Source organism: Streptomyces sp. NPDC091287 (assembly GCF_044768525.1).
Taxonomy (GTDB): domain Bacteria; phylum Actinomycetota; class Actinomycetes; order Streptomycetales; family Streptomycetaceae; genus Streptomyces.
Genome location: NZ_JBIVUV010000020.1, coordinates 134,850 through 148,246, shown reverse-complemented (window position 1 = coordinate 148,246; position 13,397 = coordinate 134,850). Strand labels below are relative to the sequence as shown.

The window sequence follows — 13,397 nt, the reverse complement described above, 5'->3', positions numbered from 1 at the left end:
GACATCCGTCGTCCTCACAGCCAAAGACGACTGCTCCTGTGACCTGTCACAGGCACCTCCGAAGGGAGAGCTCGTGCCGAGCGACCCGCTGCCCGAGCGCCGCACGACGTATCCGGCGCCGTCCCCCGCCGCGCAGGCGCTGGCCGCGCGCTGCGAGAGCCGCGTCAACGAGCTCGCCCGCAGCATGGCCCGCGACGCCTTCGAACGGCTGCCGGGCTACTCCGAACTTCCCGACGACGTGAAGGACGTGGAGGTCGCGGCGACGGTCCGCAATGGCCTACGTCTCTTCCTGCGCCGCGTCCAGCACCCCCAGGGGCGCGTCGGGGACTACAGCCTCTTCCGCGAGCGCGCTGCGCAGCGCGCCGCGGAGGGCATGCCCCTGCACACGCTTCTGCGCAGCCACTCCGCAGCCGTCTATGTGCTGTGGCAGGCGCTCCGGGACGAGGCCACCGACGAGGAAACGGGTGCGCTGATCGAGCTAGTCGACTTCCTCCTGCACGGCCACGAAGCCGTCATCGGCGCCGTGACCGAAACCTACGTCGTGGAACAGACCACGCTTTCGGCTGAGCGCCGCGAGCACCATCGCGGTCTGGTTCGCGGCCTGCTGGACGGCTCGGTGTCTCCTCAGCGTGCCTTCGAGGAGCTGGGCCTCGAAGGCTCCTGTCTCGTCGTGCACCTGCACCTGCCGCAGGAGCCGGGTACGGCGGCCACGAACGTCGCGGGCCGCCGCCTGGTCCGCCGCGTCCAAGCCGCCGTCGACCGCAGCCTGGACACCCGGGCCGTGTCACTGCTCGGCGTCGGCGGAGGTCAGGTGATCGTTGCCCAGCGGACCAACGACAAGGACGGCCTCCGCACCTGCGAGGAACTGTGCGTCTCGCTGAGGCAGGTCTGCGGCGACGACGTCAGACTGGCCTCGGTCACCGCCGCCACTGCCCACGACGTGCCGGACGCCGCCCGCACCGCCGCCGAGATCGTCCGGATCTCGCGTGCCTGCGGCCGGCCCCCAGGGTTGCACCTCATGGACGATGTCCTACTGGAGTACCACCTCTCCCGGCACGACGAGAGCAGTGACCGCATCGCCGCTCTCCTGAACCCCCTCGAGGACCGCCCCGACCTCATCGACACCCTGCGCATCCACCTCGAACACGGACACGACCGCCGCGCCACCGCACACCATCTCGGCCTCCACCCCAACACCGTGGACAACCGGCTCGCAAGAATCACCCACCTCACCGGCCTCGACATCGCCTCCCCCCGCGGAAACGCCCTTGCCCTGGCCGCACTGGTGCTCCGGGGCGACGTGCCCGAGTGACCGTCGTGTACGTCAGGTCGTACAGGGGTCCGGGCTCGGCGGGCCTGGGGAGCAGCCCCTCCTCACCTGCACCCCCGGCTCCCCCACCGTCACCGCCTTCCGCCCTTCACCTCAACCCTCGTCGCCCTCCGGCGGCCTGGCACGGAACGTGTCCGGAACGGTCCGGCGCGCACCCCGTCCCGCTTCTTTCGGTTTGATACCTTTCACTGGACACGAAATTCGATCGGGTGTTCGTTTTTTGGATCTCCGAAACGTCCGTTGTCGGCAGTAGACGCCCACGTTCTCCGACGTGCGGCGTGCCACTCAATCGGACCGGGTGACAGCTCATGGCAGGAACCGACCAGGAGAAGGCGCTGGACACCGCACTCGCACAGATCGAGCGGAAGTTCGGCAAGGGTGCGGTGATGCGCCTGGGTGAGCGGCCGAACGAGCCCATCGAGGTCATCCCCACGGGATCGACCGCTCTCGACGTCGCCCTCGACGTCGGCGGTCTGCCGCGCGGCCGTGTGGTGGAGGTGTACGGACCGGAGTCCTCCGGTAAGACCACGCTGACGCTGCACGCGGTGGCGAACGCGCAGAAGCTCGGCGGTTCGGTGGCGTTCATCGACGCCGAGCACGCACTGGACCCGGAGTACGCGAAGAAGCTCGGCGTCGACATCGACAACCTCATCCTGTCCCAGCCGGACAACGGTGAGCAGGCGCTGGAGATCGTCGACATCCTGATCCGCTCCGGCGCGATCGACCTGATCGTCATCGACTCCGTGGCGGCCCTGGTGCCCCGCGCCGAGATCGAGGGCGAGATGGGCGACTCCCACATGGGTCTCCAGGCGCGTCTGATGAGCCAGGCCCTCCGCAAGATCACCAGCGCGCTCAACCAGACGAGAACGACGGCGATCTTCATCAACCAGCTCCGCGAGAAGATCGGCGTGATGTTCGGCTCCCCGGAGACCACCACCGGTGGCCGGGCGCTGAAGTTCTACGCCTCGGTGCGCCTCGACATCCGCCGGATCGAGACGCTCAAGGACGGCACCGACGCCGTCGGCAACCGCACCCGCGTCAAGGTCGTCAAGAACAAGGTCGCCCCGCCGTTCAAGCAGGCGGAGTTCGACATCCTCTACGGCCAGGGCATCAGCCGCGAGGGCGGTCTGATCGACATGGGCGTGGACCACGGCTTCGTCCGCAAGGCCGGCGCCTGGTACACGTACGAGGGCGACCAGCTCGGCCAGGGCAAGGAGAACGCCCGCAACTTCCTCAAGGACAACCCCGACCTCGCCAACGAGATCGAGAAGAAGATCCTGGAAAAGCTGGGCATCGGGGTGCCGGTGAAGGACGCGGTCGCCGAGGGTGCCGACACCGGCCAGGTTCCCGACGCCGCACGAGCCCCGGCGGGAAACGCCGCCTGACAGACGTGAGCACGGCCGGACTCCCCCTCTGCAATCCCGCCGAAAGGACCGGCTAACCCAGGAAACTCAACCGCACCTGACGCTCCGGATTATCCCTGTTCGTATCCACCAGGCAGACCGACTGCCAGGTGCCCAGCTCCAGCCTGCCGCCGATCACCGGCAGCGTGGCGTGGGGCGGGACCAGGGCGGGGAGCACGTGGTCGCGGCCGTGGCCGGGGCTGCCGTGGCGGTGTTGCCAGCGGTCGTCGGCGGGGAGCAGGTGGTGGAGGGCGGCCAGCAGGTCGTCGTCGCTGCCCGCGCCGGTCTCCAGTACGGCGATCCCGGCCGTGGCGTGGGGGACGAAGACGTTGAGCAGGCCGTCGCGGCCGGGCGCGGTGCGGGTGAGGAACTCTTCGCAGGCGCGCGTCAGGTCCGTGACGCTCTCGGCCGTACCGGTGGTGATGTTCAGGACCCTGGTGGTGAAGGAGGAGGACATGCCTCCATCTTCACCCCACAGGTGTGAGATGACGCGTCCACGCTCCGAGACACCATTGACCGTGTCCCGACCGGATGACTACGTTCAGCACCATGTTCCGATCAGCCCTGCTCACTTCGCGCGGTCACATCGACCTGCTGCGAGTGGCTTCCGCCGCGTGTTGTCGCGGCTGCTGACGTTCTCCCAGCGACTTCCGGAGCGTTCCCAGCGCGGTTTCCCACCGCACGGCTGTGCCTGCGGTACTCCGTCGTTCGCCCTTTCCGTAGTCGTGTTGGTCGCGTAGGCGCGTAGTCGCCTCCGGCTCAGTGCCGCCGCGCGACCGCTGATCGCACCGTGGTTACTCCTGCCTTCCGCCGCCCCCGTCGGCCGCCTCCAGGTCGGTCGTGGCGCGTGGGTACGGGGTTACCCCGGCATGCCCGCGGCCGCCCCTCCTCCTCGCTTCTGTGCGTCGCTCCCCCGCTCCTTCCCCTCCTCTCCTCGAACTTTCGCCCCGCATCCGTGCGCCCTTCCGTGGAGCCCTCATGACCGTCAGCCATGCGCCACCACCACCCGGCCTGTCCGTTGCCCCGGAGAAATCCTCCGCGCCGAGTCGAACGCCGCCCGATCTGGAGGCGGTCGTTCCGGCGTCCGTCCGGCGGTCTCGGCTGCGGGCCGCTCCGCGGTGGGTGCGGCGGGCGGTGGGGCCGTTGCTGTTGCTCGCGTTGTGGCAGGTGTTCAGCGCCACGGGGGTGCTGCATCCCGATGTGCTCGCCTCGCCCGGGACCATCGCCCGCGCGGGCGCCGACCTGGTGGCGGACGGGACACTGCCCGCCGCGATGGGCGTCTCGCTCCAGCGGGTGGTCGTGGGGCTCCTGCTCGGTGGCGTCGTCGGGACGGCGCTCGCGCTCGTGTCGGGGCTCTCACGGCTCGGGGAGGACCTGGTCGACGCGACCGTGCAGATGCTGCGCACGGTGCCCTGGGTGGGGCTGATCCCCCTGTTCATCATCTGGCTCGGGATCGGCGAAGCGCCGAAGGTGGCCCTCATCGCGCTCGGGGTGGCCTTTCATCTGTATCTCAACGTCTATGCGGGAATCCGCGGCGTTGACGCCCAACTCATCGAAGCCGGTAAGTCGTTGGGGCTCGGACGGTGGGGGCTGGTCCGGCATGTGGTGCTGCCGGGTGCGCTGCCCGGGGCCATGACCGGGCTGCGGTACTCGCTGGCGACGGCCTGGCTCGCGCTCGTCTTCGGTGAGTCGATCAACGCCGACGCCGGGATCGGGTTCCTGATGAACCAGGCCCGCGAGTTCTTCCGGACCGACGTGATCGTCGTCTGTCTCGTCGTGTACGCCTTCCTCGGCCTCACCGCCGACGTCATCGTCCGGATCCTCGAAAGGCTGCTGCTGCAATGGCGACCGACCTTCACCGGCCAGTGAGAGACGACCTTGCCCCCGGCCCGCTGACCGCGGCCTCTGACGGCGCTCCGGAGGCCGCCGTGCGGGTCGAAGGGCTCACCCGGGCCTTCGACGGGCGTCCGGTCATCGACGACCTCGATCTCACCCTGAGGACAGGCGAGTTCACCGCGCTGCTCGGGCGCAGCGGCTGCGGCAAATCGACGCTGCTGCGGGTGCTCGCCGGGCTCGACCGGGAGATCTCGGGCACCGTCCTGGTGCCGCGCCGGCGCGCGGTCGCGTTCCAGGCCCCGCGGCTGATGCCGTGGAAGAAGGTCTGGCGCAACGTACTGCTCGGGCTGCCGGGCAAGCCCCAACGTGAAGTCGCCGAACGGGCGTTGGCGGAGGTCGGGCTGGCAGAGCGGGCCGGGGCTTGGCCCAAGACGCTGTCCGGCGGCGAGGCGCAGCGCGCTTCGCTGGCCAGAGCCCTGGTGCGCGAGCCCGATCTGCTGCTGCTCGACGAGCCCTTCGGCGCACTGGACGCCCTGACCCGGATCAAGGCCCAGCAGCTCGTCGCGGAGCTCTGGCAGCGGCGCGGCTGCGCCGTGCTGCTGGTCACCCATGACGTGGACGAGGCCCTGCTGTTGGCCGACCGGGCGCTGGTGATGCGGGACGGGCGGATCGCGTACGACACGCCTGTCGCGCTGGACCGGCCCCGCGGGGTCGGCTCCCCCGGGTTCACCGACCTGCGCTCCCGCCTGCTGACCGAACTGGGCGTCGAGGGCGAGGGCGGTGGCGGCGTCGAAAGGGAGGGCCCTGCCCGCGGTGAGGCGGACGCCGCCGGTGCGAAGCCGTCCGTGGCCGCCGCCCCGTCCGGTCCCGGACCGACGAAGAACCCCGCCGCGTCATCCGCACACCCCCGTCACGGAGAGGCCCCATGAAACGCCGCGCTCTGCCTGCCCTGCTCCTCCCCCTCGCCCTGCTCCTGACCGCGTGCGGCGGCTCCTCCTCCGCGACCACGGACGGCAGCACGGACGGAGCGGGCAGCCTTACGCTCAACGTCGGTGACCAGAGAGGTGGTTACGAGGCAATCCTGCGGGCCTCCGGCGAGCTCGACGACCTCGACTACCGCATCAAGTGGTCCACCTTCACCTCGGGACCGCCCCTGCTGGAGGCCGTGAGCGCCGGTGCGGTGGACATCGGGGGCGTCGGCAACACGCCGCCCGTCTTCGCCGCGGGGGCCGACTCGAACATCACCGTCATCGGCGCCACGCACGGCTCGTCGGCCGGTGAGGTCATCGTCGTGCCCGAGGACTCGCCGCTGACGAAGCCCGCCCAGCTCAAGGGCGCGTCCATCGCCGTGGCACAGGGCAGTTCGGCCCACTTCCAGCTGGTCGCCTCGCTCAAGAAGGCAGGCCTCGGGATCGAGGACGTGAAGCTGAACTACCTCCAGCCCGCCGACGCGCTCGCCGCGTTCAGCCGGGGCAAGGTCGACGCCTGGGCGATCTGGGACCCGTACACCTCGCAGGTCCTGCGCACGGCGGACGCCCGGGTCCTCACCACCGGCGAAGGCGTCGTCAACGGCCTCGGTTTTCAGGTCGCCTCACCCGTGTCTCTCAAGGACGGGAAGAAGTCGCAGGCCATCGGCGACCTGCTCGTCCGGCTGGAGCGGGCCCAGAAGTGGGTCTTCGAGCACCCGGAGGAGTGGGCGAAGGTCTGGGCAAAGGAGACCGGGCTGCCCTACGAGGTGGCACTGGACGCCGTGAAGCTCAGCTACGGCACCCGTGTCCCGGTCGCGATCGACGCCGCGGCCATCGCCTCCGAGCAGGAGATCGCCGACACCTTCGCCGAACTGAGGCTGATTCCCCGGCGGTTCGACTTCGAGGACTACGTCGACACCCGGTTCAACCGTGACCTCCCCGCTTCCTCCACCGCGCCGCGCTCCTACGGAAAGGCCTCATCGTGAACGTCCATCTGCACTGGTTCCTGCCCACCGGGGGCGACGGCCGGACGCTCGTCGACCGGCACGCCTACACCGACGGCGGCATCAAACGCGACCGGATCACCCCGGTGAGCGGCGTACGGGCCCCGGACATCGAGTATCTGATCCAGATCGCCAAGGCGGCCGAGCAGTTGGGCTTCGAGGCCGTGCTGACGCCCACGGGTACGTGGTGCGAGGACGCCTGGCTGACCACGGTGGCGCTCGCCCAGCACACCGAGCGGCTGAAGTTCCTCGTGGCGTTCCGGCCGGGGGTCATCTCCCCGGTGCTCGCCGCCCAGATGGCCTCCACGTATCAGCGGATCACCCGGGGGCGGCTGCTGCTCAACGTGGTGACCGGGGGCGATTCCACGGAGCAGCGGCGGTTCGGGGACCACCTGGACCACGACCGGCGCTATGCGCGGACCGCGGAGTTCCTGTCGGTGGTGCGGGGCGTCTGGAGCGGGCAGCCGTACGACTTCGACGGTGAGCACTACCAGGTGGAGGGCGGGCTGACCGCGCTGCCGCCGGACCCGCTGCCGGAGATCTTCTTCGGCGGGTCCTCCGCTGCCGCGGGACCGGTGGCCGCGGCCCACGCCGATGTCTATCTGACCTGGGGCGAGCCGCCGGCCGCGGTGAAGGAGAAGATCGACTGGATTCGCGGCCTGGCGGAGGAGCAGGGGCGGAAGGTCCGGTTCGGCATCCGGCTGCACACCATTTCGCGGGACTCCTCGGCCGAGGCGTGGGCCACCGCCGACCGGCTGCTGGGCGACCTCGATCCGGACACGATCGCGGCGGCACAGCAGGCGTTGGGGCGGAGCGAGTCGGTCGGACAGCAGCGGATGCTGGCACTGCACGGCGGTTCACGGGACAGACTGGAGATCGCGCCGAATCTCTGGGCGGGTGTCGGTCTGGTGCGGGGCGGGGCCGGGACCGCACTGGTGGGCAGCCATGCCGAGGTCGCGGACCGGATCGAGGAGTACCACGCGCTGGGCGTGGAGCACTTCGTGCTCTCCGGGTATCCGCATCTGGAGGAGGCGTACTGGTTCGGCGAGGGAGTCACCCCCGAGCTGGCGCGGCGCGGACTGCTGTCGACCGTGCCCGCGTCCCCGCTGCTGGGCGCTAACGGCGCCGAGCCCCGGCCCGCCACGGCTCCGGGTGGAGCGCCCCTGCTGGTCGCCGGGGGCCGCTGAGTCTCGCGGTGCTGCTCGTCGGGGGGCCGGGAAGATCCCGGCCCCCCGACGAGTTAGTAGAAGCGTGAACATTTCTGGGGTGCGTGAGCTGGACGTGGTCGTGATCGGCGCGGGTCAGGCGGGGCTGTCCGCCGCCCACCACCTGCGCCGGGTCGGCCTGGAGCCGGACGTCGGCTTCGTCGTGCTGGACCACGCGCCCCGGCCGGGCGGCGCGTGGCAGTTCCGCTGGCCCTCGCTGACGTACGGCAAGGTCCACGGGATGCACGCGCTGCCGGGCATGGAGCTGACCGGAGCCGACCCCGACCGGCCCTCGTCTCAGGTGATCGGCGCGTATTTCGCCGCGTACGAGGAGCGCTTCGGCCTGCGGGTCCACCGCCCGGTGGAGGTGAGCGCCGTACGGGAGGGGAGCGGCGGGCGGCTGCTGGTGGAGACGTCCGAGGGGTCGTACGCCCCGCGGGCCCTGATCAACGCGACCGGCACCTGGGACCGGCCTTTCTGGCCGCGCTATCCGGGCCAGGAGACGTTCCGGGGGCGGCAGTTGCACACGGCGAACTACCCGGGGCCGGAGGAGTTCGCGGGGCAGCGCGTCATCGTCGTCGGGGGCGGGGCCTCCGGTACGCAGCATCTGATGGAGATCGCCGGGCACGCGGCGGACACCTTCTGGGTGACCCGGAGCGAACCGGTCTTCCGCGAGGGGCCGTTCACCGAGGAGTGGGGGCGGGCGGCCGTGGCGATGGTGGAGGAGCGGGTGCGCAAGGGGTTGCCGCCGCGGAGCGTGGTCAGCGTGACCGGGCTGCCGATGACCGATGCGGTGCGGCGGGCACGGGAGCAGGGGGTGCTGGACCGGCTGCCGATGTTCGACCGGATCACGCCGAGCGGTGTGGCCTGGGACGACGGTCGGGTCGTCGAGGCCGATGTGATCCTGTGGGCCACCGGGTTCCGGCCCGCCGTGGACCATCTGGCACCGCTGAAGCTGCGCGAGCCGGGCGGCGGCATCCGGGCCGAGGACACCCGCGCCGTACGCGACGGGCGCGTCCATCTCGTCGGGTACGGGCCGTCCGCCAGCACCATCGGCGCGAACCGCGCGGGCCGGGCGGCGGTCCGGTCGGTCATGCGGCTGCTGAAGGAGACGGGCGAGGAGAACGGTGACGAGCGGCCGGACCGGAAGGCCGACGGCGGACGGACGGACCGGGAAGCCGGGGCGGTCGTCGCCGTCCCGGTCTCCGGGGGCTGAGCGCTCCGCGGGGCGGAGGCCCGTCAGCTCGTGGCGGCGGAAGCGCGGGTGCGGTTGAACTCCTCGACGTTCTTCTGCTGTTCGTCATAGCTGTCGGTGAACCGGGTGTCGCCGGGGCCGACCGTGACGAAGTACAGCCACGGTCCGGGCGTGGGGCTGACGGCCGCGCGCAGCGCCTCCTCCCCCGGGTTGCCGATGGGCGTCGGCGGCAGCCCCTTGATCCGGTAGCTGTTGTACGGGCTGTCCAGCTGGGTGTCGGCGGTCGTCGTGTCCAGGGTGGAGCGCTTCAGGGCGTAGTTGATGGTGGAGTCCATCTGCAACGGCATGTCCTTGAGCAGCCGGTTGTAGACGACCCGGGCCACCTTGCCCATGTCGGACGCGGTGTCGGCCTCGGCCTGGACGATGCTGGCGATCGTGATCGTGTCGTAGACGGAGACGTTGTTGCGCTGGGCCCCCGCCGTGACGTGGTCCGCGCCGAAGTGCTTGCGGGCGGTGTCCGCCATGTAACGCAGCAGGCCCGCGGGCTCGGTCGCGGCGTCGAGCGGATAGGTCGCCGGGAAGAGGTATCCCTCGGGGTTGCCCTCGGCCTGGGCCGGCAGAGCGAGGTCCACCGTCGTCGCGGCTTTCCGCGTGCTGCCGGGCTTCAGGTCGAGCGCCTGGTCGACGGCCTCGTACACCTGCGAGGCGCGACGGCCCTCCGGGATCATCAGGGTGCTCTGCGGGTGCTCCTTCTCGTGCCCGCCCTCGTCCGGTCCGGTCAGGGACAGCGGGATCAGGACGGCGGCCGACACGACGAGCAGGGCGACGGCGGCCAGGACGACCTTTCCGCGACGGGTCGGGCGGAGTCTGCGACGGGGGCGGGCGTCCGGGGACTCGTTCACCATGCGGGCACGTTAACCCGGGGCGCGGGCCACGGCCGGTAGCTCGGCCACGGCGTCGGCTCCGGCGACACGAACGCCGTACCGGGCGGACCAGAACGCACGACACACAGAACACACGAACAGGGGATCGGGTGTTCGCTTGAACGTGTGATCGTCAGGGGATTCGTTGCTGTTCACCCGTCCGGGGCGTGATGATTGCAGAGCGCAGTCAACGGGCTGCAGACCGCGACTGCGCAGTCCCACAGATGCACCACGTACAAGGAGAAAGACCAGATGAACTTCCTGACCAACCTGCTTGCCGGCGTCGTCCACTTCGTGGGTTGGCTCGTCTGACCATTGCTCCGCCCGGCGCCGTCGCTCCCCGTCCCACGGGAGCGGCGGCGCCGCCGTGTGTGCGGAGCCGGCTGGCTCAGCCGTTCGCCGCCGCCGGCCCGGTGAAGGGCGACAGTGCGGTGAACCCGGGATCCACGGTCACCGCCGCCGCGAGGGTGTCGAGCGTCCGGCGGACCCGGGTGAGCGGGTGGTCCGGGAATTCCGCGTCCCACTGGGCGTGGTCCGCCGCGTGGAAGGGCAGCCCGCCCTGGACCTCGGGGGCGTAGGGGTGCGGCCGGAAGTACTGGTCGGGGCCGAGCTTGGCCATCACCACGGCTTCCCGCATGCCCGTCATGCCGCGCTCCGCCGCCTGGATCTTCACCACAGTGCTGCACCCGGCGCGCGGCACGGTGAAACTGCCGATGAACGCCTGCCCGCTGCGCTGTCCCGGCAGCGGCAGTTTGAGTATCTGCCGCAGGGCGGGCAGCTCGCCCAGTCGCTTCACCGAAGCTTCGACGAGTCCGCCGCCCGCTCGGGCGGTGAAGTGGGTCAGGCCGTGGCGCAGGGCGGGGCCGTCGTCCAGTGCGGCGGGCAGATCCGGCGGCAGGTCGAAGAAGTGCAGCGACAGCACATCACCGTGGTCGTTCAGCCAGGTGTCGGTGTCCACGGTTCGGTAGCCGGGGAGTTCCACCCCGAGGAGAGCTCTCATGCGCGGCGATCATGCCGTACGCGCGTCGCGCCGGTGACATCAGGGCTGTCACACCACCCTGACGCCGGGGGCCGCGGGGCCGCGGTCCTGCCCCGGCGGTCAGGGGGCCGGAACCGGGGCCGGGTGGGAGTCGCGGTGGATCAGGGCGGCGTAGCGACCGTCGCGGTCGAGCAGTTCCTCGTGCGTACCTCGCTCGGCGGCCCGGCCGTCCTCCAGGACGACGATCTGGTCCGCGTCGCGGACGGTGGAGAGGCGGTGCGCGATGGTGAGCGTGGTCCGTCCGGCGGAGAGGGCGTCGATCGCTTGCTGTACCGCCTGTTCCGTACGGGTGTCGAGCGCGCTGGTCGCCTCGTCGAGGATCAGCACCGGCGGGTCGCGCAGGATGGTGCGGGCGATGGCGAGGCGCTGCTTCTCACCGCCGGAGAAGCGGTAGCCGCGCTCACCGACCAGGGTGTCGTAGCCGTCGGGCAGGGAGGCGATGTGGTCGTGGATCTGCGCCGCGCGGGCCGCGGCCTCGATCTCCTCCTCGGTGGCGTCCGGCTTGGCGAAGCGCAGGTTGTCGGCGACCGAGGCGTGGAAGAGGTAGGTCTCCTGGGAGACGACGCCGACCGCTCGGGCGAGGGTGTCGAAGTCCAGGTCGCGGACGTCGACCCCGTCGAGCGTGACCCGGCCGCCGGTGACGTCGTACAGCCGGGGTACGAGGTAGCTCAGGGTGGATTTGCCGGAGCCGGTGGATCCGACGACCGCGAGGCTGCTGCCGGCGGGAACGGTGACGTCGATGCCGGTCAGCGTCGGGCCGCTCTTCTCGTCGTAGCTGAAGTCGACGTCCTCGAAGGCGATCTCACCGCGGATCTTCTCCAGGCGGACCGGCTTCTCCGGTTCGGTGATGTCCACCGTGAGGTCGAGGTACTCGAAGATGCGCTGGAAGAGGGCGAGGGAGGTCTGCATCTGCACACCGGTGGAGAGCAGGCTGACCGCCGGGCGGAACAGCCCCTGCTGGAGCGTGACGAAGGCGACGAGCGTGCCGATGGAGACGGCGGCTGCTCCGGACGCGAAGGTGAGACCTGCCGCCCAGTAGATGACGGCGGGCATGGCGGCCATCACGATGCCGATCGTCGACATCCGCCAGCGGCCGGCCATGCTGGAGCGCACTTCGAGGTCGACCAGGCGCTCGGACTCCTCGGCGAAGCCCTGGGTGAGGGAGTCGGAGCGGCCCATCGTGCGGCCGAGGAGGATGCCGCTGACCGAGAGGGACTCGGTGACCGTGGCGGCCATCGCGGCCATCTGCTTCTGGCGCTGGGTGGTGATCCTCTTCCGCTCCCGGCCGACGCGCCGGCTGATCGCGACGAAGACCGGCAGCAGGAGCAGCGAGACGACGGTGAGCCGCCAGTCGAGCGCGAGCATGGCGACGACGGTCGCGATGACGGCCGTGAGGTTGGAGACCAGCGAGGTCGCGGTGGAGGTGACCGTCGCCTGCATACCGCCGATGTCGTTGGCGATGCGGGACTGGACCTCGCCCGTGCGGGTGCGGGTGAAGAAGGCGAGCGGCATCCGCTGGAGCTGGGTGTAGACGGCGGTGCGCAGGTCATGCATGACGCGCTGACCGACCGTGGTCGAGATCAGGGTCTGGAGCACGCCGAAGACGCTGGTCATCACGGCGGTGAGGATCATGCCGAGCGCCAGCAGGGTCAGCAGGCCCGTGCGCCCCTGCGGGATCGCGGTGTCCAGGATCTCGCGCAGCAGGAACGGGGAGGCGACCGATACCAGGGAGGACGCGCCGACCAGCAGGCCGACGACGGCCAGCCGGCCGCGGTAGGGGTGGAAGAGGCGGAGGATGCGGCGCACCTCGGCGGGCGGCCGGTCGGCGGCGGCGGCGGTGTGGGCACCGGGCGGGGGCGTCCACGTGGGCTCGTCGGGTTTCATGGGCTCCTTCGTCGAGCGTGAGGCGTGGCCGGACAGACCCGGCCCTCGCACATGGAGAGCCTAGCTCATTGTTACCTATACTCACAATGAACAAGGTCCTGATATTGTTCCCCGTATGGACGCCCCCGATTCCCCCGGTCCGCTCAGCTCCCCCGGCTCCCCCGACACCGACGGCATGCTCGCCGAGCAGTTGCTGCGGCTGACCCGCCGGCTGCACCGCATCCAGAGCCGCCAGCTGGAGCCGATCGACATCACTCCGGCCCAGTTCCGGCTGTTGCGGACGGTCGCGAGCTACGAGGCGGCCCCCCGGATGGCGGATCTCGCCCGGCGCCTGGACGTTGTTCCGCGCGCGGTGACGACGCTGGTCGACGCCCTGGAGGCGAGTGGCCGCGTTCGCCGCGCACCGGATCCCGACAGCCGCCGGGTGGTCCGCGTCGAGATCACGGACGAGGGACGCGCCACGCTGCGGTCCCTGCGCAGCGCGCGCCGGGCCGCCGCGGAGGAGATCCTGGCCCCATTGACCGCCGATCAGCGCGAGGTCCTCGGCGGGCTGCTGTCCGCCCTGGTCGACGGCATGCCGGAACGCCACTGCTGAACACCGCGCCGAACC

13 protein-coding genes are annotated in these 13,397 nt (G+C 70.8%); 9 read left to right on the top strand and 4 right to left on the bottom strand.

Features of this window, described 5'->3' with window-relative positions; genetic code table 11:
* Positions 1-73 precede the first annotated feature (73 nt).
* Together ACIQRW_RS30460 and recA are read left to right on the top strand one after the other, a co-directional pair.
* Entirely contained in the window at positions 74-1,312 is a 1,239-nt protein-coding gene (locus ACIQRW_RS30460) for a PucR family transcriptional regulator (RefSeq protein WP_403766231.1), read from the top strand.
* A 326-nt stretch (positions 1,313-1,638) separates the two neighbouring features.
* Positions 1,639-2,715, top strand: a complete 1,077-nt coding sequence (gene recA, locus ACIQRW_RS30455) for a recombinase RecA (RefSeq protein WP_403766228.1) — start codon at positions 1,639-1,641, stop codon at positions 2,713-2,715.
* A 52-nt stretch (positions 2,716-2,767) separates the two neighbouring features.
* Here recA and ACIQRW_RS30450 read toward each other — a convergent pair whose 3' ends face one another.
* Entirely contained in the window at positions 2,768-3,190 is a 423-nt protein-coding gene (locus ACIQRW_RS30450; protein WP_403766226.1) for a secondary thiamine-phosphate synthase enzyme YjbQ, read from the bottom strand.
* Positions 3,191-3,264: 74 nt separating this feature from the next.
* On the opposite strand from ACIQRW_RS30450, the gene ACIQRW_RS30445 reads away from it, so the two are divergent.
* The 6 genes from ACIQRW_RS30445 to ACIQRW_RS30420 all read left to right on the top strand — a co-directional run bounded on the left by ACIQRW_RS30445 (position 3,265) and on the right by ACIQRW_RS30420 (position 8,962).
* On the top strand, positions 3,265-3,366 hold the full coding sequence (locus ACIQRW_RS30445) for a putative leader peptide (protein WP_403766223.1): 102 nt from the start codon (positions 3,265-3,267) through the stop codon (positions 3,364-3,366).
* Positions 3,367-3,711: 345 nt separating this feature from the next.
* Complete coding sequence (locus ACIQRW_RS30440; RefSeq protein WP_403766220.1) at positions 3,712-4,602, top strand: ABC transporter permease; 891 nt, start codon at positions 3,712-3,714, stop codon at positions 4,600-4,602.
* The gene (locus ACIQRW_RS30435) at positions 4,575-5,498 is read left to right on the top strand and encodes an ABC transporter ATP-binding protein (protein WP_403766217.1); all 924 of its coding nucleotides are present in this window, start codon (positions 4,575-4,577) and stop codon (positions 5,496-5,498) included. The genes ACIQRW_RS30440 and ACIQRW_RS30435 overlap by 28 nt, the downstream gene beginning before the upstream one ends.
* The gene (locus ACIQRW_RS30430) at positions 5,495-6,523 is read left to right on the top strand and encodes an ABC transporter substrate-binding protein (RefSeq protein ID WP_403766215.1); all 1,029 of its coding nucleotides are present in this window, start codon (positions 5,495-5,497) and stop codon (positions 6,521-6,523) included. The genes ACIQRW_RS30435 and ACIQRW_RS30430 overlap by 4 nt, the downstream gene beginning before the upstream one ends.
* The gene (locus tag ACIQRW_RS30425) at positions 6,520-7,728 is read left to right on the top strand and encodes an LLM class flavin-dependent oxidoreductase (protein ID WP_403766212.1); all 1,209 of its coding nucleotides are present in this window, start codon (positions 6,520-6,522) and stop codon (positions 7,726-7,728) included. Before ACIQRW_RS30430 ends, ACIQRW_RS30425 begins: the two co-directional genes overlap by 4 nt.
* Positions 7,729-7,807: 79 nt before the next feature.
* The gene (locus tag ACIQRW_RS30420) at positions 7,808-8,962 is read left to right on the top strand and encodes an NAD(P)-binding domain-containing protein (protein ID WP_403766210.1); all 1,155 of its coding nucleotides are present in this window, start codon (positions 7,808-7,810) and stop codon (positions 8,960-8,962) included.
* Positions 8,963-8,985: 23 nt separating this feature from the next.
* Here the strand turns inward: ACIQRW_RS30420 and mltG are convergent, their stop codons facing one another.
* From mltG to ACIQRW_RS30405, 3 genes are all read right to left on the bottom strand, one after another.
* A complete protein-coding gene (gene mltG, locus ACIQRW_RS30415) occupies positions 8,986-9,846 on the bottom strand; it encodes an endolytic transglycosylase MltG (RefSeq protein ID WP_403766207.1) in 861 nt (286 codons plus the stop codon).
* Between the two features lie 406 nt (positions 9,847-10,252).
* Complete coding sequence (locus tag ACIQRW_RS30410; protein ID WP_403766204.1) at positions 10,253-10,864, bottom strand: hypothetical protein; 612 nt, start codon at positions 10,862-10,864, stop codon at positions 10,253-10,255.
* 99 nt (positions 10,865-10,963) lie between these two features.
* Entirely contained in the window at positions 10,964-12,787 is a 1,824-nt protein-coding gene (locus ACIQRW_RS30405; protein WP_403766202.1) for an ABC transporter ATP-binding protein, read from the bottom strand.
* 115 nt (positions 12,788-12,902) lie between these two features.
* Between ACIQRW_RS30405 and ACIQRW_RS30400 the strand changes: the two genes are divergently transcribed.
* The gene (locus ACIQRW_RS30400; protein ID WP_403766199.1) at positions 12,903-13,382 is read left to right on the top strand and encodes a MarR family winged helix-turn-helix transcriptional regulator; all 480 of its coding nucleotides are present in this window, start codon (positions 12,903-12,905) and stop codon (positions 13,380-13,382) included.
* Positions 13,383-13,397 lie beyond the last annotated feature (15 nt).

Coding starts and splice junctions, on each gene's coding strand:
- recA (WP_403766228.1), top strand. CDS start 1,639: ATGGCAGGAACCGACCAGGAGAAGGCGCTGGACACCGCACTCGCACAG.
- ACIQRW_RS30450 (WP_403766226.1), bottom strand. CDS start 3,190: ATGTCCTCCTCCTTCACCACCAGGGTCCTGAACATCACCACCGGTACG.
- ACIQRW_RS30445 (WP_403766223.1), top strand. CDS start 3,265: ATGACTACGTTCAGCACCATGTTCCGATCAGCCCTGCTCACTTCGCGC.
- ACIQRW_RS30440 (WP_403766220.1), top strand. CDS start 3,712: ATGACCGTCAGCCATGCGCCACCACCACCCGGCCTGTCCGTTGCCCCG.
- ACIQRW_RS30435 (WP_403766217.1), top strand. CDS start 4,575: ATGGCGACCGACCTTCACCGGCCAGTGAGAGACGACCTTGCCCCCGGC.
- ACIQRW_RS30430 (WP_403766215.1), top strand. CDS start 5,495: ATGAAACGCCGCGCTCTGCCTGCCCTGCTCCTCCCCCTCGCCCTGCTC.
- mltG (WP_403766207.1), bottom strand. CDS start 9,846: ATGGTGAACGAGTCCCCGGACGCCCGCCCCCGTCGCAGACTCCGCCCG.
- ACIQRW_RS30410 (WP_403766204.1), bottom strand. CDS start 10,864: ATGAGAGCTCTCCTCGGGGTGGAACTCCCCGGCTACCGAACCGTGGAC.
- ACIQRW_RS30405 (WP_403766202.1), bottom strand. CDS start 12,787: ATGAAACCCGACGAGCCCACGTGGACGCCCCCGCCCGGTGCCCACACC.
- ACIQRW_RS30400 (WP_403766199.1), top strand. CDS start 12,903: ATGGACGCCCCCGATTCCCCCGGTCCGCTCAGCTCCCCCGGCTCCCCC.